The sequence below is a fragment of the Pseudomonas sp. USTB-Z genome, assembly GCF_019691255.1.
In the GTDB taxonomy this organism is placed as follows: Bacteria; Pseudomonadota; Gammaproteobacteria; order Pseudomonadales; family Pseudomonadaceae; genus Aquipseudomonas; species Aquipseudomonas alloputida.
Window position 1 is genome coordinate 197,123 of the sequence record NZ_JAECZP010000006.1, and the last position, 18,387, is coordinate 215,509.

The 18,387-nt window shown below is 63.3% G+C and carries 15 protein-coding genes; 11 read left to right on the top strand and 4 right to left on the bottom strand.

Translation table 11 applies throughout. The features are described from left to right. The first annotated feature begins 23 nt into the window (after positions 1–23). Positions 24–1,436: an aminotransferase gene (locus I8746_RS09735; RefSeq protein WP_012051980.1), complete on the top strand. Its 1,413-nt coding sequence runs from the start codon at positions 24–26 to the stop codon at positions 1,434–1,436. Positions 1,437–1,489: 53 nt separating this feature from the next. Beyond that, positions 1,490–2,332 (top strand): helix-turn-helix transcriptional regulator, encoded by an 843-nt coding sequence (locus tag I8746_RS09740; protein WP_003256114.1) that lies wholly within the window; start codon positions 1,490–1,492, stop codon positions 2,330–2,332. A gap of 132 nt (positions 2,333–2,464) precedes the next feature. On the opposite strand, the gene catR is transcribed toward I8746_RS09740, so the two are convergent. After that, positions 2,465–3,337: an HTH-type transcriptional regulator CatR gene (gene catR, locus I8746_RS09745; protein ID WP_014860020.1), complete on the bottom strand. Its 873-nt coding sequence runs from the start codon at positions 3,335–3,337 to the stop codon at positions 2,465–2,467. Between the two features lie 135 nt (positions 3,338–3,472). On the opposite strand from catR, the gene I8746_RS09750 reads away from it, so the two are divergent. From I8746_RS09750 to I8746_RS09770, 5 genes are all read left to right on the top strand, one after another. Then, positions 3,473–4,594, top strand: a complete 1,122-nt coding sequence (locus tag I8746_RS09750; protein ID WP_003256112.1) for a muconate cycloisomerase family protein — start codon at positions 3,473–3,475, stop codon at positions 4,592–4,594. A 17-nt stretch (positions 4,595–4,611) separates the two neighbouring features. Continuing rightward, on the top strand, positions 4,612–4,902 hold the full coding sequence (gene catC / locus I8746_RS09755; protein ID WP_003256111.1) for a muconolactone Delta-isomerase: 291 nt from the start codon (positions 4,612–4,614) through the stop codon (positions 4,900–4,902). Positions 4,903–4,945: 43 nt separating this feature from the next. After that, on the top strand, positions 4,946–5,881 hold the full coding sequence (gene catA / locus I8746_RS09760; protein WP_014756247.1) for a catechol 1,2-dioxygenase: 936 nt from the start codon (positions 4,946–4,948) through the stop codon (positions 5,879–5,881). 117 nt (positions 5,882–5,998) lie between these two features. After that, a complete protein-coding gene (locus tag I8746_RS09765; protein WP_014756248.1) occupies positions 5,999–6,493 on the top strand; it encodes a GNAT family N-acetyltransferase in 495 nt (164 codons plus the stop codon). A gap of 160 nt (positions 6,494–6,653) precedes the next feature. Next, positions 6,654–8,750: a bifunctional diguanylate cyclase/phosphodiesterase gene (locus I8746_RS09770; protein ID WP_014756249.1), complete on the top strand. Its 2,097-nt coding sequence runs from the start codon at positions 6,654–6,656 to the stop codon at positions 8,748–8,750. Positions 8,751–8,780: 30 nt separating this feature from the next. Here I8746_RS09770 and I8746_RS09775 read toward each other — a convergent pair whose 3' ends face one another. Next, a complete protein-coding gene (locus I8746_RS09775; protein ID WP_088512324.1) occupies positions 8,781–9,605 on the bottom strand; it encodes an aldo/keto reductase in 825 nt (274 codons plus the stop codon). Between the two features lie 245 nt (positions 9,606–9,850). Here I8746_RS09775 and I8746_RS09780 point away from each other — a divergent pair, with 245 nt between their 5' ends. After that, positions 9,851–10,729 carry a DMT family transporter gene (locus I8746_RS09780; RefSeq protein WP_003256106.1) on the top strand — a complete coding sequence of 293 codons (879 nt, stop codon included), beginning with the start codon at positions 9,851–9,853 and terminating at the stop codon, positions 10,727–10,729. Between the two features lie 59 nt (positions 10,730–10,788). Here the strand turns inward: I8746_RS09780 and I8746_RS09785 are convergent, their stop codons facing one another. Continuing rightward, the gene (locus I8746_RS09785; protein ID WP_012051988.1) at positions 10,789–11,694 is read right to left on the bottom strand and encodes a LysR family transcriptional regulator; all 906 of its coding nucleotides are present in this window, start codon (positions 11,692–11,694) and stop codon (positions 10,789–10,791) included. Between the two features lie 348 nt (positions 11,695–12,042). On the opposite strand from I8746_RS09785, the gene katG reads away from it, so the two are divergent. The 3 genes from katG (at position 12,043) to I8746_RS09800 (ending at position 17,166) form a co-directional block, all read left to right on the top strand. Then, positions 12,043–14,298, top strand: a complete 2,256-nt coding sequence (gene katG, locus I8746_RS09790; RefSeq protein ID WP_221100564.1) for a catalase/peroxidase HPI — start codon at positions 12,043–12,045, stop codon at positions 14,296–14,298. Positions 14,299–14,457: 159 nt separating this feature from the next. Beyond that, complete coding sequence (locus I8746_RS09795) at positions 14,458–15,669, top strand: M24 family metallopeptidase (RefSeq protein ID WP_014756254.1); 1,212 nt, start codon at positions 14,458–14,460, stop codon at positions 15,667–15,669. Between the two features lie 162 nt (positions 15,670–15,831). Then, positions 15,832–17,166, top strand: coding sequence for an MFS transporter (locus I8746_RS09800; protein ID WP_012051991.1), 1,335 nt, complete (start codon positions 15,832–15,834; stop codon positions 17,164–17,166). Between the two features lie 124 nt (positions 17,167–17,290). Here I8746_RS09800 and I8746_RS09805 read toward each other — a convergent pair whose 3' ends face one another. Beyond that, positions 17,291–18,298 carry a GlxA family transcriptional regulator gene (locus I8746_RS09805; protein WP_012051992.1) on the bottom strand — a complete coding sequence of 336 codons (1,008 nt, stop codon included), beginning with the start codon at positions 18,296–18,298 and terminating at the stop codon, positions 17,291–17,293. Between the last annotated feature and the right edge of the window lie 89 nt (positions 18,299–18,387).

Genomic DNA, 18,387 nt, shown 5'->3' on the forward strand with positions numbered 1-18,387 from the left:
ACATTCTCGCCAAGGAGCTGCCCATGGCCACCCCAAGCACAGCATTCGCTATCGCCCACGACCCGCTGGTGGAGGCCGACAAGGCCCACTACATGCACGGCTACCATGTGTTCGACGAGCACCGCGAGCAAGGCGCGCTGAACATCGTCGCCGGCGAGGGCGCCTACATTCGTGACACCCACGGCAACCGCTTCCTCGATGCCGTCGGCGGCATGTGGTGCACCAACATCGGCCTGGGCCGCGAGGAAATGGCCCTGGCCATCGCAGACCAGGTGCGCCAGCTGGCGTATTCCAACCCGTTCTCCGACATGGCCAACGACGTGGCCATCGAACTGTGCCAGAAGCTTGCGCAGCTGGCGCCGGGCGACTTGAACCATGTGTTCCTCACTACCGGCGGCTCGACCGCTGTCGACACCGCCTACCGGCTGATCCAGTACTACCAGAACTGCCGCGGCAAGCCACACAAGAAGCACATCATCGCCCGCTACAACGCCTACCACGGCTCCACCACCCTGACCATGTCGATCGGCAACAAGGCCGCCGACCGGGTGCCGGAGTTCGACTATCACCACGACCTGATCCACCACGTCTCCAACCCCAACCCGTACCGTGCCCCGCACGACATGGACGAGGCCGAATTCCTCGACTACCTGGTGGCCGAGTTCGAGGACAAGATCCTGTCGCTGGGTGCCGACAACGTGGCGGCGTTCTTCGCCGAGCCGATCATGGGCTCGGGCGGGGTGATCATTCCGCCCGAGGGCTACTTCCAGCGCATGTGGCAGCTGTGCCAGACCTACGACATCCTGTTCGTCGCCGACGAAGTGGTGACCTCGTTCGGGCGCCTGGGCACCTTCTTCGCCAGCGAGGAACTGTTTGGCGTCACCCCAGACATCATCACCACCGCCAAAGGCCTGACCTCGGCGTACCTGCCGCTGGGCGCGTGTATTTTTTCCGAGCGCATCTGGCAAGTGATTGCCGAGCCAGGCAAGGGCCGTTGCTTTACCCACGGGTTTACCTACAGCGGCCACCCGGTGTGCTGCACGGCGGCGCTGAAGAACATCGAGATCATCGAGCGCGAGCAACTGCTCGATCATGTCAACGACGTGGGGGGTTACCTTGAGCAACGCTTGCAGAGCCTGCGCGATCTGCCGCTGGTGGGGGATGTGCGCTGCATGAAGCTGATGGCCTGTGTCGAGTTCGTCGCCAACAAGGCCAGCAAGGCACTGTTCGCCGATGAGGTGAACATCGGCGAACGCATCCACAGCAAGGCGCAGGAAAAAGGGTTGCTGGTGCGCCCGATCATGCACCTGAACGTGATGTCGCCACCGTTGATCATCACCCATGCGCAGGTGGACGAGATCGTCGAGACCCTGCGCCAGTGTATCCTCGAAACCGCGCGTGAACTCACGGCGCTTGGCCTGTACCAAGGCCGATGAACCTGGCGCAAAGGGCTGTGCGCGGGCGTGCCTGGCAGGCTAGACTGCCGGGCATGACCCAAGCCTCCCCCGATACCCCGCTTACCCTCACAATGGGCGCGCTGCAGCAGTGGCACGTGGCATTGCAGCGCGCCCTGGCCCATGGCGAAACCCCCGAGGCGCTGGAGTATGTGGCCGCTGCCATCGGCCAGTTGGTGCAGGTGGAGTCGATGATGATCAGCCTTGAGTGCCAGGGGCGGGCACCGCAGTTGCTGTACCAGCAAGGCATTCCTGAACTGCACCGGGCTGCCGTGCTGGAGCGCTATTTCAGCGCCGGCTACCTGCTGGACCCTTTCTGCCTTGCCGTGCAAAGCGGCCTGGCCGAAGGCTTCTACCACCTGCAGGAAATCGCCCCCGACAACTTCTTCGACAGCGACTACTACAAGGCTTATTACCTGGGTACAGGTTGCAGTGAAGACAGCTACTACATCGTCGACCTCAGCGCAGGCCGCAAGCTGTCGCTGAGCCTGTTCCAGGGCTGCAGCGGCACGCGCCTGAATGCCGGGCAGGTCGACCTGTTGCGTGCGTTGGAGCCGATGGTGCGCGAACTGCTGGGGCGCTATGCCCGGCACAACCTGGAACCGGGCGCTGCATCAACCGAGCGCGGCAGCCTGCAGGCAGCGTTCGACAGCTTTGGCTGCCAGGTGCTGACCGACCGCGAGCGGGAAGTGGCGCACATGATCCTGCGCGGGCACTCGGTGAAATCTACTGCGCAGGAGCTGGGTATCTCGCCGGAGACCGTGCGCATGCACCGCAAGAACCTGTACATGAAGCTCGGGATCAACTCGCAATCGGAGTTGTTTGCACGGTTTATCGACTGGTTACGCGGTGATCATTTGCCGATGATTTCTGATTGACTGTCTTGAGCCCTGGCGATTCACGTGTCGCAGCATGAAACAGCTCAATGGGAACATCCCTATACCGATGGGTATACGGGGCAGGTATAGGCAATAGGGCAGGGCTATACAGCCCCTGTGGGCATGGTGTGTTCAGAGTGCCTGTTGCTCGATCAACGCCAGGCACCGCTTCACGATCGGGCTTACATCACCCTTGCGCCGGCTGAGGATGATGGGGCTGACGGCGCCGCTATCAAGCAGGCCGACATACTCGATATCGGGACGGTGCTGCTGCTGTACCGATGCTGGCACCAGGGTCACACCGACGCCAACCGCTACCAGGCCGATGGCGGTCTGCAGTTCGTTGGCCCACTGGCTGACACGAATGCTCATGCCGTGGTGGGCGAACAGCGCCAGCACGTGGTCGGCATAGCTGGGCCGGGGATTGGCCGGGTAGAGGATGAACGCTTCGCCAGCCAGCTGGGCCAGACTGAGCGGGCTGCCCGCCAGGGGGTGGCCCTTGGGCAGCACGGCCACCAGCGGGTCCTCGCACAGCACCTGCTGGTGAATCACCGGGTCGTCGATGCGAATGCGGCCGAAGCCAATGTCGATACGCCCGCTTTTCAGCGCCTCCACCTGTTGCAGTGTGGTCATCTCGTTCAGGCCCAGTTCCAGCTCGCTGTCCTGGCGAAGTTCGCGGATCAGCTCCGGCAGCACGGTGTACAGGGTAGAGGGCGCAAAACCGATGCCCAGCCACTGGCGCTGGCCCTGGCCGATGCGGCGGGTGTTGTCGCTGATGTTCTGCAACTGCTGCAGCACGGTGCAGGTCTGTTCGTAGAAGAAACGGCCGGCCTCGGTCAGCCGCAGCGGACGTTCGCGCACCACCAGCAGGGTGCCGAGCTGGTCCTCCAGCTGGCTGATCTGCCGGCTCAGGGGTGGCTGGGCGATGTGCAGCAGCTCGGCGGCGCGGGTGAAGTTCAGGGTCTCGGCCAAGACTTTGAAGTAACGCAGGTGGCGCAGCTCCATCAGACCTCCAGGGTATGGTGGGAGATTCATTTGATATTGGACGGTCGTCAGGGTCTCGCGCAATCCTTCAACAATCAAGTAAACGCATCACTCGGGCCTACGACTGTAAGCCCGACCTGACGGGACCTGGCAACAATGACAAGCGCGCTGATTGAACACATAGATGCAATTATCGTCGATCTCCCGACCATTCGCCCGCACAAGCTGGCGATGCACACCATGCAGCAGCAGACCCTGGTGGTATTGCGACTGCGCTGCAGTGATGGCGTGGAAGGCATCGGTGAAGCCACCACCATCGGTGGCCTGGCGTATGGCTACGAAAGCCCCGAAGGCATCAAGGCGAACATCGACGCGTACCTCGCCCCGGCGCTGATCGGCCTACCGGCAGACAACATCAATGCCGCCATGCTCAAGCTGGACAAGCTGGCCAAGGGCAACACCTTCGCCAAGTCCGGCATCGAAAGCGCCTTGCTCGACGCCCAGGGCAAACGCCTGGGCCTGCCGGTCAGCGAACTGCTGGGGGGCCGCGTGCGTGACAGCCTGGAGGTGGCCTGGACCCTGGCCAGCGGCGACACCGCCCGCGACATCGCCGAAGCCCAGCACATGCTGGACATTCGCCGGCACCGCGTGTTCAAGCTGAAAATCGGCGCCAACCCGGTGGCGCAGGACCTCAAGCACGTGGTCGCGATCAAGCGCGAGCTGGGTGACAGCGCCAGCGTGCGGGTCGACGTCAATCAGTACTGGGACGAGTCCCAGGCCCTCCGCGCCTGCCAGGTATTGGGCGACAACGGCATCGACCTGATCGAGCAGCCGATCTCGCGCATCAACCGCGGTGGCCAGGTGCGCCTGAACCAGCGCAGCCCGGCACCGATCATGGCCGATGAGTCGATCGAAAGCGTCGAGGACGCCTTCAGCCTGGCCGCCGACGGCGCCGCCAGCATCTTCGCCCTGAAAATCGCCAAGAATGGTGGCCCGCGCGCGGTGCTGCGCACTGCACAGATCGCCGAGGCCGCTGGCATTGCCTTGTACGGCGGCACCATGCTCGAAGGTTCGATCGGCACCCTGGCTTCGGCCCACGCATTCCTCACCCTGCGCCAGCTCACCTGGGGTACAGAGCTGTTCGGGCCGCTGCTGCTGACCGAGGAGATCGTCAACGAGCCGCCGCAATACCGCGACTTCCAGCTGCACATCCCCCATACCCCAGGCCTGGGCCTGACATTGGACGAACAGCGCCTGGCGCGCTTCGCTCGTCGCTGACAAGCAAGGAGATAACCATGTTGTTCCACGTGAAGATGACCGTGAAGCTACCGGTCGACATGGACCCGGCCAAGGCCGCCCAGCTCAAGGCCGATGAAAAGGAACTGGCCCAGCGCCTGCAGCGCGAAGGCACCTGGCGCCACCTGTGGCGCATTGCCGGGCATTACGCCAACTACAGCGTGTTCGATGTGCCCAGCGTCGAGGCGTTGCATGACACGCTGATGCAGCTGCCGCTGTTCCCGTACATGGACATTGAGGTCGACGGCCTGTGTCGGCATCCCTCGTCTATTCACAGCGACGATCGCTGATTCGCACCTGTATGCCTGACAAGAACAATACGAGGTAAGCACGATGACCGTGAAAATTTCCCACACTGCCGACATTCAAGCCTTCTTCAACCGGGTGGCTGGCCTGGACCATGCCGAAGGAAACCCGCGCTTCAAGCAGATCATTCTGCGTGTGCTGCAAGACACCGCTCGCCTGGTCGAAGACCTGGACATCACCGAGGACGAGTTCTGGCACGCCGTGGACTACCTCAACCGCCTGGGCGGCCGTAACGAGGCAGGCCTGCTGGCTGCTGGCCTGGGCATCGAGCACTTCCTCGACCTGCTGCAGGATGCCAAGGATGCCGAAGCCGGCCTTGGCGGCGGCACCCCGCGCACCATCGAAGGCCCGTTGTACGTTGCCGGGGCGCCGCTGGCAGAGGGCGAAGTGCGCATGGACGACGGCACTGACCCAGGCGTGGTGATGTTCCTTCAGGGCCGGGTGTTCGATGCCGACGGCAAACCGTTGGCCGGTGCCACCGTCGACCTGTGGCACGCCAACACCCAGGGCACCTATTCGTACTTCGATTCGACACAGTCCGAGTTCAACCTGCGTCGGCGTATCATTACCGATGCCGAGGGCCGTTATCGCGCTCGCTCGATCGTGCCGTCGGGATATGGCTGCGACCCGCAGGGGCCAACCCAGGAATGCCTGGACCTGCTCGGCCGCCATGGCCAGCGCCCGGCGCACGTGCACTTCTTCATCTCGGCACCGGGGCACCGCCACCTGACTACGCAGATCAACTTTGCGGGCGACAAGTACCTGTGGGACGACTTTGCCTATGCCACCCGTGACGGGCTGATCGGCGAACTGCGTTTTGTCGAGGATGCGGCGGCGGCGCGCGACCGCGGCGTGCAAGCAGAGCGCTTTGCCGAGTTGTCATTCGACTTCCGCTTACAGGGTGCCAAGTCGCCTGACGCCGAGGCGCGAAGCCATCGGCCGCGGGCGTTGCAGGAGGGCTGAGTTCAAGGTTATGTCACTGTGATTTTGCCTGGGGCTTTCCGTGCGGGGAGGTCCCGGGCTTTTTGTCGCCAGGGGCGGGTGATCTAGAATCGTCTTTTTGTTCAGGCCTCCCACACCATGCTCCCCATCGCGCTGCTGCCAACCACCCTCGACCAGGCTTCGCTGATCCGCAATCTCTACCAGTTCTATTGCTACGAGTCCTCCGACTGGGAGCAGGAAGACGTCGAGACGGATGGCCGTTTCTACATCCACGAGGAGCACCTGCAACGCTACTGGCAGGACGACGGCTGGGGCGCGTATCTGGTGCTGGTGGACGGATTCATCGCCGGCTTCGTCCTGGTCGAGCGCAGCGAACTGCCTGGCATCGATGCGCAGGAACTTGCCGACCTGTTTATTTTGAAGAAGTACCGTCGCCAGGGCATCGGCCAAGCGGTGGCGTTGCAGTTGCTGAGTGGCGAGGGTGACTGGCTGCTGCGTTGCTACGCACAGGATCTGCCCGCCGTGGCTTTCTGCAATGCCGTGCTGGCGAGCCTGCCGCGGCCGGCGCAGGCTATCGCCTTGGGGGATGAGCCGGACTTGCTCAATTTCCTGGTGACCGGCACCCGCCATTGAGGGGGCGCCTTTTCGTTGGTGCGGATAAGGGATAGCGCCATTTTTGTGATGTGCTTCACAAAATGCTCACGAGCGGCATAATGCCACCATTGCTTTCCAAGACCCGGCCGCCGCTTGCCGGGGTCCCTTTTCATGCGCTTCGAAGGTTCAGGTAAAGTTCATGTCGCTCGCAGCAAACCCCGACATCATGTACCGGCTGTTGATCCAGAGCGTGGTGGATTATGCCATCTACCTGCTCACCCCTGAAGGTATCGTCGCCAACTGGAACCCCGGCGCCCAGCGCGCCAAGGGGTACCGTGCCGAGGAAATCGTCGGCCAGCATTACTCGTTGTTCTACACCGATGCCGAGCGCGTAGCCGGGTTGCCGGCGCTAAACCTGGAGCAGGCGCGCAGCACCGGACGCTTTGAAGAAACGGGCGCACGCCTGCGCAAGGACGGGACGGTCTTCCACGCCCATGTGGTCATCGAAGCGGTGTACGACGATACCGGGCAACTGGTGGGTTTCGCCAAGGTCACCCGCGACATTTCCGAACGCCACCGCCAGGAGCTCGAACTGCTGCAGGCCAAAGAGCTGGCCGAGCAGTACAGCCAGGAAATGGCCAAGCTTTCGCAGTTTCTCGATTCGGTGATTGCCAACATTCCCGCGAGCGTCATCGTCCAGGACCTGGAAAGCCAGCGCATCTTGTTGGCCAACCAGCAGGCCGAACGCCTGTTCGGCGGGCCGCAGCGCAGCATGATCGGCCAGTTGCCCAAGGAATGCCTGGCGCCGGCTGCCGGTGACTACCTGGAGCAGCAATTCGTGCGGGGTGCCCGCAGCACCAAGGGACACGCCGCCGAAACGCGCGTCGAGACCGCCCGTGGCCCTCGCACCCTGCGCAGCCGTACCCTGCTCAGCCAGAGCCGCGAGGGGCAGGCCGATTACGTGTTGTTCGTGGCTGAAGACGCCACCGAAGAGCTGGCCGCCCATGCGCAGATCCATCACATGGCGCACCATGACGCGCTCACCGGGCTGCCCAACCGTACGCTGTTCCACGAACGGCTACGCCAGGCCCTGTTGCGCGGCAGCGAAAACGCCAAGCTGACGGCTGCCCTGTGCCTGGACCTGGACAACTTCAAGAACATCAACGACTCCCTTGGCCATGCGTTTGGTGACAAGTTGCTACGCGAGTTGGGCAAGCGTCTGCGCCGCGAACTGCGTGAGCACGACACCTTGGCCCGCCTGGGGGGCGACGAGTTTGCCGTGGTGCTGACGGGCCTGGAGGGGCGGGATGCCGCGTGTAACACCGCGCAGCGCCTGATCAAGGCCATCAGCCCGCCATTCCAGATCGAAGGGCATCAGTTCGTAGTGGGGGTGAGCATCGGCATCGCCATCGCGCCTGATGACAATGACCAGGCAGAGCAACTGTTGGGTTACGCCGACATGGCCCTGTACCAAGCCAAGCGTAACGGCCGTAATCGTTATGAATGCTTTGATGTCGAACTGGACGTTGCCGCCCGCCAGCGCCGCCTGGTGGAAACCGACCTGCGCACAGCGCTGCACCTGGGGCAGTTGCAGCTGCACTACCAGCCGGTAGTCGATCATCAGACCAGAAGCGTTACCGGTTATGAGGCGCTGCTGCGCTGGGAACACCCGACCCGTGGCATGGTCATGCCGATGGACTTCATTCCCATTGCCGAAGAAACCGGGTTGATCCACGAGCTGGGCAACCGTGCGCTGAATCTGGCTTGCCAGGAGGCGGCCAGTTGGGACAGTGAGCAGACGGTGTCGGTCAACCTGTCGGCGGTGCAGTTCAAGAACGGCGATCTGGTGCATACCGTCGCCCTCGCGCTGGCCGACTCGGGCCTGCCGCCGCAGCGGCTGGAGCTGGAAATTACCGAGTCGGTACTGCTGGGCAACAGCGAGGAAAACGTGCGCACCTTGCGCGCGCTGAAAGACCTGGGCGTGTCCATTTCACTGGATGACTTTGGTACCGGCTACTCATCGTTGGGTTACCTGCGTTCGTTCCCGTTCGACCGGATCAAGATCGACAAGTCGTTCGTGCATGACATGTGCGACAGCCGCGAGGCCATGTCGATCATTCGCGCCATTACCGAGCTGTCCAACAGCCTGATGATCAAGACCACGGCCGAAGGCGTGGAGTCGGAGGAGCAGATGCGCCGGCTCGCGGCGGAAGGCTGTTCGCACTTCCAGGGCTACTTTTACGGGCGGCCGGCACCGGCGAGCGAGCGGTTGAAGCAGGTCATCACGCAAGCATAATGGTTTGCGCGGCCCCTGGCAGGCGCGGCCTCAGCTGTTCCAGTCCGGGGCAAACGGCGGGCTAACCACGCGCTGGTCTTTCGGCAGCCCGGCAATGGCTGCGCGGTCTTCGTCATCCAGCTGCACGGTCAACGCAGCCAGGTTGGCCAGCTGATTTTCGCGGCTGCTGGCTTTGGGGATCGCCGCCACGCCGTCCTGGTCCAGCAGCCATTTCAGCGCGACCTGGCTGGGCAGTACGCCATGCTTGCGGGCAATCGCCTGGATCACTGGCTGCGCCGCTGCCTGGCCGCGCGCCAGCGGGGTGTAGGCGGTGAGCAATAGGTCATGGCGGCGAGCGAAGTCGAGTAGCGGTTGCTGGCTGAGCAGAACATGGTATTCCACCTGGATCGCCGACAACGGCGCGCCCAGGGTTTCCACCACCTGGTGCAGTAACCCCAACGGGAAGTTGGCCACGCCAATGTGGCGCGCCTTGCCTTCGTCACGCAGGGCTACCAAGGTGTCGATGCTGCGGGCCAGGTCCCAGTCTTTGCCTGGCCAGTGGATGTGGAACAGGTCGACCTGTTCGGTACCCAGCGCACGCAGGCTGTCTTCCAGCGACTGACGCATGGCGTTGGGCTCCAGGCGGTCCCACCAGACCTTGGTGGTCAGGTGGATCTGCTCGCGTGGCACGTCGCTGTCGCGCAGCGCCTGGCCAACGGCTGCTTCGTTTTCGTAGGCGGTGGCAGTGTCGATATGCCGGTAACCCACGTCCAGTGCCTGGCGCACGGCCTGGGTGCATTCACTGCCGGTCATTGGCCAGGTGCCCAGGCCGATGGCGGGCAGGTCCAGGCCGGTGCGGGTGCTGAGCCTTTGCATGTAAATTCCTTGTAGGGTGGGCAGGGGTCGGTCGATGGTCGGCGATCGACAGTGCACGGGCCATGCTTACAAGGTGAAAAGTGGTCGATCACCGAACAGAAATTGCACTTGGCCGGGGCAAGCGGCAAATGAACTTCCTTATGCTGCGGCATCTCTTCTAGAATCCCAGCTGTTACATCCGCCAGGCAATGCCTGCGCGGTCTTCCTTGGGCGGGGCATGTTGCCGCGCCGTCATCGAGAGAGCCATGAGTTCCAGCACACCGCTGTCCGGCGTCAACCAACCCCTGCGTGGCATCGCTTTGGTGGTGGTGGCGACGTTCCTGTTTGCCAGCCACGATGCCTTGTCCAAATTCCTGGGTGGCCTGTACCCGATAGTCATGGTGGTGTGGGCGCGTTATGTGGTGCACACGCTGCTGATGGCCGGTATCTTCCTGCCCAAGTCTGGGCTCAATGTATTGCGCACACGTCGGCCGGTACTGCAGACCCTGCGGGCCCTGAGCCTGCTGAGCACCAGCCTGCTGTTCACGACCGGTTTGCAATACCTGCCACTGGCCGAGGCCACGGCCGTCAACTTCCTTGCCCCGGTGCTGGTCACCGCGCTGTCGGCGCCGCTGCTCAAAGAGCGAGTGACAGTGGGGCAGTGGGTGGCGGTGGTCATGGGCTTTATCGGCGTGCTGGTGGTGGTGCACCCGGGTGGGGCGATGTTTACCCCGGCCATTCTGTATCCGTTCGGTTCGGCGTTGGGCTTCTGCTTCTATCAGTTGCTGACGCGGATTCTGGCGGCGCATGACAGCCCGACCACCAGCAACTTCTACGCGGGGCTGTGCAACACCTTGGCAATGAGTGCGCTGGTGCCGTTCTTCTGGGAAGTGCCGCGCTGGGACCATGCCCTGTTGATGCTGGCACTGGGCGGCTTTGGCATGACTGCGCACCTGCTGCTGACCCAGGCCTTCCGCCATGCAGCGCCGGCGTTGCTGGCCCCGTTCAGCTATTGCCAGATCGTGTTTGCCGGGTTGCTTGGCTTCGTGGTGTACAGCCAGGTGCCGGATACCCTGAGCCTGGTGGGGATTTTGGTGATCTGCCTCAGTGGGCTTGGCGCAGCGTGGATGCAGCGCAGCAAATAGCAGTTGCGTACTTCAGGCTTTACGGCCGGTAGCAACAGCGTTGTGCTGCGAAGCGGGCATCACGGCGTGGCCATGAACTGCAGGATGCGGTCGCGCAGCCAGCGCTCGGCGGGGTCGTTGTCCTGGGCGCCGCTCCAGACCATCGACAGCTCGGCCTCGGTGATGTCGAACGGCGCCGGGTCGGCGCGCAGGCTGCCGTCGTCGGCGAGGGCACAAGCGGCATAGTCCGGCACCGTGGCGATCAGCTCGGTGTTGCGCAGCAGGGCGCGCAGGCTACCGAACTGCGGCACCGCCAGCACCACCTTGCGGCAGCGACCGATGCGTGCCAGGTCGAGGTCGATGTTGCCGCTCATGTCACCGGAAAACGACACCATTACGTGCGGGCGGGCGCAGTATTCGTCGAGGGTCAGCGGCCCCGGGCGGTCGTCGGCGCGCAGCACCCGTACACCGATGTCGCGCAGCTTGCGGCGTTTGGCGGTGGCCGGCAGGTCGGTGGTATAGCTCACACCTACCGAGATCTCGCCGCTGGCAAGAAGGCCCGGCATCAGCAGGAAATTGGCTCGCCGCACTACCACGCTAATGGCGGGGGCTTCTTCACGCAGGGCCTGCAGCAGGGCCGGAAACAGGCCGAACTCAGCATCGTCAGAAAGGCCCAGGCGGAACACGTTGCAGCTGTTGGCCGGGTCAAACTCGCGGGCGCGGCTGATGGCAGCGGAAATCACGTCCATGGCCGGGCCCAGTTCAGCAAAGATCTGCATGGCCCGTGGGGTGGGTTCCATGGCCCGGCCGCTGCGGATCAGCAGCGGGTCGTCGAACAGCTCGCGCAGGCGGGCGAGGGCGGCGCTGACGGTGGATTGGGTGATAAACAGCTTTTCACCCACGCGGGTCAGGTTGCGTTCGATCATCAGGGCTTCGAACAGTACCAGCAGGTTCATGTCGACGCGGCGCAGGTCATTGCGGTTCATGAGGGCTCGGCGTCCTGGGCAAAGGGTATGGCTGTGTATTGAAGCAGGGTGCAGGGCCCTGTGCCTTGTATGGATGTGCCGGCCTGCGCCTGACAGAGTCAGCCTATCAGGCTCCAACAGCCACTCTATTAGAACTCTGCCCAAGCTCGGCTAGTCTTTCACGTGGCCCCGCGAATTCCGCGACAGGGCAGCGCGTCAGCACCTGCGTGCAAGACCGTGTCCCCCCGCCGTGACAGCTTCGCAAGCCCCGTGTACACCTGATGAGGGGTAGTACGAGCCCACCCGCTCGGCTGAAAGAACACTGGCATAGACCGGAAATCTGGATAACCGACCCAAAGGTACCCGCAGATGTCGAACGAATCGAAATGCCCGTTCCATCAAACCGCAGGTGGCGGCACCACCAACCGTGACTGGTGGCCTGACCAGCTCAACCTGAGAATTCTTCACCAGCATTCCTCCAAGTCCAGCCCCGACCCGGACTTCGACTATGCCAAGGCGTTCAAGAGCCTCGACTTCCAGGCCCTGAAGAAAGACCTGACTGCCCTGATGACCGACTCGCAGGATTGGTGGCCGGCCGACTTTGGCCACTACGGCCCGCTGTTCATCCGCATGGCCTGGCACAGCGCGGGCACCTACCGCATTGGTGATGGCCGCGGTGGTGCGGGCTCTGGCCAGCAACGCTTCGCCCCGCTCAACAGCTGGCCGGACAACGTCAGCCTGGACAAGGCTCGGCGCCTGCTGTGGCCGATCAAGCAGAAGTACGGCAACAAGATTTCCTGGGCCGACCTGATCGTACTCACCGGTAATGTTGCCCTCGAGTCCATGGGCTTCAAGACCTTCGGCTTCTCCGGCGGGCGTGCCGATGTGTGGGAGCCGGACGAAGACGTGTACTGGGGGTCGGAAAAGGTCTGGCTGGGCGGCGATACCCGTTACGGCAAGGAACAGGTCAAGGCGCAGCCGCCGGGGCAGGGTGACCTGGTGGCCGAGCCGGCCAAGCATGGTGAAGAGCAGAATCGCGACCTGTCGGCCGAGCGTAACCTGGAAAACCCGCTGGCCGCCGTGCAGATGGGCCTGATCTACGTGAACCCGGAAGGCCCGGAAGGTAACCCCGACCCCGTGGCCTCGGGCAAGGACATCCGTGAAACCTTTGGCCGCATGGCCATGAACGATGAAGAAACCGTGGCCTTGATCGCCGGTGGTCACGCGTTCGGCAAGACCCATGGTGCCGGCCCCGCCGACAACGTCGGCCCCGAGCCGGAAGCGGCAGGCCTGGAGATGCAGGGCCTGGGCTGGCACAACACGTTTGGCTCCGGCAAAGGCGGGGATACCATCACCAGCGGCCTGGAAGTGACCTGGACCTCCACCCCGACCCGGTGGGGCAACGAGTACCTGAATAACCTGTTCGACTTTGAGTGGGAGCTGACCAAAAGCCCGGCCGGCGCGCACCAGTGGCGGCCGAAAGACGGCAAAGGCGCAGGCACGGTGCCCGATGCACACGATCCCGGTAAAAAGCACGCACCGTCGATGTTGACCTCCGACCTGGCATTGCGTTTCGACCCCATTTACGAGCCAATCGCTCGCCGCTTCAAAGAAAACCCTGACCAGCTGGCGGATGCTTTTGCCCGTGCATGGTACAAGCTGATCCACCGCGACATGGGCCCGCTGGCGCGCTATCTGGGCCCGGAAATGCCCAATGAAGAGTTGCTGTGGCAAGACCCGTTGCCCAAAGCTGACCCATCCACGATCAGCGAGCAAGACATCGCGACCCTCAAGTCCAGGATCCTGGCCTCGGGTTTGAGCGTGGGCGAACTGGTCTCCACCGCCTGGGCATCCGCGTCGACCTTCCGCGGCTCCGACAAGCGCGGTGGTGCCAACGGCGCACGTTTGCGCTTGGCGCCACAGAAGGACTGGGCTGCAAACCAGGGCGTGGACAAGGTGCTGGCGGCATTGGAGAAGATCCGGGGCGAGTTCAACAACGGCGGCAAAAAGGTTTCCCTGGCCGACCTGATCGTGCTGGCTGGTACCGCGGCAGTCGAAAAAGCTGCCAAGGATGCGGGTTACAGCGGCAGCGTAGGGTTCCGCCCGGGCCGAGTCGATGCGTCCCAGGAGCAGACCGACGTCGAGTCGTTCGCCGTGCTGGAACCGCTGGCCGACGGCTTCCGCAACTTCACCAAGGCACGCTACAGCGTCAAGGCCGAGAAACTGTTGCTGGACAAGGCGCAGTTGCTGACCCTGACCGCGCCGGAGCTGACCGTGCTGATCGGTGGCCTGCGGGTGCTCGGTGCCAACCATGGTGGCAGCAACCTCGGCGTGTTCACCGACAAGCCGGGGACGCTGAGCAACGACTTCTTCCGCAACTTGCTGGATATGAGCGTGGAGTGGAAACCGACCTCAGCGGACAACGAAACCTTCGAAGGCCGCGACCGCAAGACCGGGCAGGTGAAGTGGAGCGGTAGCCGGGTCGATCTGGTGTTCGGTTCGCATGCCCAGTTGCGGGCGTTGAGCGAGGTGTATGGCAGCAGTGATGGGGGTGACAAGTTTGTCCGCGACTTTGTGGCCGCCTGGCAGAAGGTCATGGAGCTGGACCGCTTTGATTTGAAATAGCGTTGCCTGGCGGGGGGCGCGCTCAGCGCCCCCTTGGCCAGTGGTTATCCCGCCAATTCCAGGTCGGATAGATACAAAAGTGTCCTCGTCGGTTCTGTTGCAATGCTTCTCAGGCGGCCGGCCTGAACAGCGTGCTCACAACGACAAGGAACCCCGACCATGCAAATGCCCAAGACCCTGAAAATTCGCAATGGCGACAAGGTACAACCAACCTTCTCCGCTCAGGAATACGCTGCTCGCCACGCCCGGCTGCGGGCCTATATGGCCGAGCAGGACATTGAGGCGGCAATCTTCACCTCGTACCACAACGTCAACTACTACAGCGATTTCCTCTACTGCTCGTTCGGCCGCCCCTATGCGCTGGTGATCACCCAGGACAAGGTGGTCTCGATCAGTGCCAACATCGACGGCGGGCAACCTTGGCGGCGCACTGTCGGTACTGACAACATCGTCTACACCGACTGGCAGCGCGACAACTATTTCGTCGCCATCCAGCAGGCGTTGCCGCTGGCCTCGCGCATCGGCGTGGAGTACGACCACCTGAACCTGCAGAACCACGGCAAACTCGCCGCCTGCTACCCCAAGGCCGAGCTGGTGGACATCGCTGCGCCGTGCATGCGTATGCGCATGATCAAGTCGGCCGAGGAGCAGGCACTTATCCGTCACGGTGCACAGGTGGCCGACATCGGCGGGGCGGCAGTGGTCGAGGCCCTGCGTGAGCAGGTGCCCGAGTACGAGGTGGCACTGCATGCCACCCAGGCGATGGTGCGCGAAATTGCCAAACGCTTCCCCGACGCCGAGCTGATGGACACCTGGACCTGGTTCCAGTCCGGGCTCAACACCGATGGCGCACACAATCCGGTCACCAGCCGCCGTGTGGGCAAGGGCGAGATCCTCAGCCTCAACTGTTTCCCCATGATCGCCGGCTACTACACCGCGCTGGAGCGCACCCTGTTCCTTGACCACTGCCCGGACGAGTACCTGCGCCTGTGGCAGGCCAACGTCGAAGTGCACGAAGCCGGGCTGAAACTGGTGCGCCCGGGCATGCGCTGCAGCGATATCGCCCGCGAACTGAACGAGATCTTCCTGCGCCACGACCTGCTGCAGTACCGCACCTTCGGGTATGGCCATTCGTTCGGCACGCTCAGCCATTACTACGGCCGCGAGGCTGGGCTGGAGCTGCGCGAGGACATCGATACCGTGCTGGAGCCGGGCATGGTGGTGTCGATCGAGCCGATGATCATGCTGCCTGAAGGGCGGCCGGGGGCGGGCGGTTATCGCGAGCACGACATCCTGATCGTCAACGACAGCGGCGCCGAGAACATCACCAGGTTCCCGTATGGGCCGGAGCACAACATCATTCACAAATAAGCATCGGCGTCGGCTGCTTCGCGGGCAAGCCCGCTCCTACAAAGATTTCACCGTTGTCGTAGGCGCGGGTTCACCCGCGAAAAGGCCGGCCCAGACAACAACAAGATCCCCGTATGACCACCAGACCCTGCCTCCAATTAAAAGAACCAGAGGGTACCCGTCATGTCCAGCACCACCCTAGACCCATCCGCCATCGCCGGCCCCGCGCACAACGCCGAACGCCAGGCGCTGCGCAAGGCCGCCCGGGCCAGCTTCATGGGCAACTTCGTCGAGTGGTTCGACTACGCCGCCTACGGCTATCTGGCCACCATCATCGCCGCCACCTTCTTCCCGCAAACTGACAAGACCACCGGCCTGCTGGCTACCTTCGCGGTATTCGCGTTGTCTTTCCTGGTACGCCCGCTGGGCGGCATTGTCTGGGGCCATTTCGGCGACCGACACGGTCGGCGCAACGCGTTGTCGTGGTCGATCCTGATCATGTCGGTATCCACCTTCTGCATCGGCTTGTTGCCGGGCTATGCGCAGATCGGGCTGTGGGCACCGGCCTTGCTATTGCTGATCCGCCTGGTACAGGGGTTTTCCGCCTCGGGTGAGTACGCCGGGGCCGCTGCGTTCCTGGCCGAGTACGCGCCGCCTGGGCGGCGTGGCTTGTACACCAGCATCGTGCCGGCCAGCACAGCGGCGGGGTTGTTGTTCGGTGCGGCGTTCGTTGCGGTGCTGCATGAGCTGCTCAGCAGTGAAGCCCTGCATGAATGGGGCTGGCGCCTGCCGTTCCTGCTGGCGGCGCCGTTCGGCCTGGTAGGGCGCTATATCCGCATGAGCTTGCAGGACACGCCCAAGTTCCTGGAGATGGAGCAGCGCCTGGAAACCAAGGCCGGCATGGCCACGACGCCGCTGCGCGAACTGCTGGGCCAGCACCGGCGCAGTCTGGCGATCGGCATGGGTGTCACCTGCCTGAATGCGGTTGCGTTCTACCTGTTGCTCAGTTACATGCCGACCTACCTGTCCAGTGAAATGGGCATGAGCGAGCGGGATTCGTTCATCGCCTCGACGGTGTCGCTGGCCACCTATATCGGCTTGATCTTCCTGATGGGGCGGCTGTCCGACCAGTTTGGTCGCAAGACCATGCTGGTGGTGGCCTCGTTGTTGTTCCTGGGGTTGACCGTGCCGTTGTTTCGCCTGCTGGACGGCCAGCCGCTGCTGGTGATTCTGGCCATCCAGATCCTTTTCGGTGCGATGCTGGCGATGAACGATGGGACCTTGCCGTGCCTGCTGGCCGAAATCTTTCCGACCCGGGTGCGCTTCAGCGGGTTTGCCCTGAGCTTCAATGTGGCCAATTCGCTGTTTGGCGGGACTGCGCCGTTCATTGCCACCTGGCTGATTCAGGTGACGGGCAGCAAGCTGGCCCCGGCAGGATACCTGCTGGCGGCAGCGCTGGTGGCGCTGGTGGCCATGCTGATGTGTCGGGAGACGGCGCACGCGGCCCTTGAAGATTAGTTGACCTGCACTGACCTCTTCGCGGGCAAGCCCGCTCCTACAACGGCCTGTGGCGGACCACCGATGTGCGTGTAGGCGCGGGCTTGCCCGCGAAGAGGCCAGCAATGCCAATACCTGACCCCCGTCAGTGGAGAGAGGCCTGCCGCCGCTCCCCTAAAGGCGACAGCCCGAAGAACCGGCTATAACTCTTGGAAAAATGCGCAGGCGAACTGAAGCCGCAGGCCAGCGCTACCTCACGCACTTGCACGTCGCTGCGCAGCAGTAACTCCCGCGCCCGTGATAGCCGCAGCTCCAGGTAATACTGGCTGGGCGTGCGCTGCAGGTACTTGTGGAACAGCCGCTCCAATTGGCGCACGGTCACGTCGTTGAGGCTGGCCAGTTCCTCCAGCCCCAGCGGCTCCTCGAGATTGGCCTCCATGATCGCCACCACCTGGCTCAGTTTGGGCTGGGCGCTGCCGAGCAGGGTACGCAGCGGCACACGCTGCCGCTCACGCTCACCGCGTACGCGGTCGCACAGCAACAGCTCGGCGGCCTTGGCCGCGATGTCCTGGCCGCCCGTGTCGCGGGCCACCAGTTGCAACATCATGTCCATGGCTGCCACGCCGCCTGAGCAGGTGTAACGGTCGCGGTCCAGTTCGAACAGCTGGCTGGAGATCACGATACCGGGGAAGTGTGCCTGCAACGTCGGCAGGTCTTCCCAGTGGATGGTGCAGCGGTAACCCTTGAGCAATTCGGCCTTGGCCAGCAGGTAGCTACCGGTGCAGATACCGCCCAGTGGCAAGCGCTGGCGGGCCAGTTGGCGCAACCAGTCGATCAATGGGCGGTTGCTACGGCTTCGGTCGATCGGGTTGGCGCCGACCACCAACAAGGCATCCAGCGCGGGGGCGTTGGTAATGTTGTAGTCGGGCAGTACGCGCATGCCGTTGCTGGCCACCACCGGCGCGTCGTCTGCGGCGATCAGCACACTGCGATACAGTGGCTTGCGCGCGGCCAGGTTGGCCATGCGCAGGGTCTCTACCGCCGACGCAAGGCCGATGGTGGTGAAACTGGGCAAAATCAGGAAGCCAAAGGTCTTTGCCGAACAATTCTTTACACTAGACGGCGATAGGTTTGCAGAAGCGGGGTGGACCATTGCGCTGTTCCTGTGCAAGCTGAGGCCTGGTTGGGCAGGGGCAGTGAGAAAGCAGAGCCTCGCGTGGTTCTTGTTGTTATGGGTCGTTG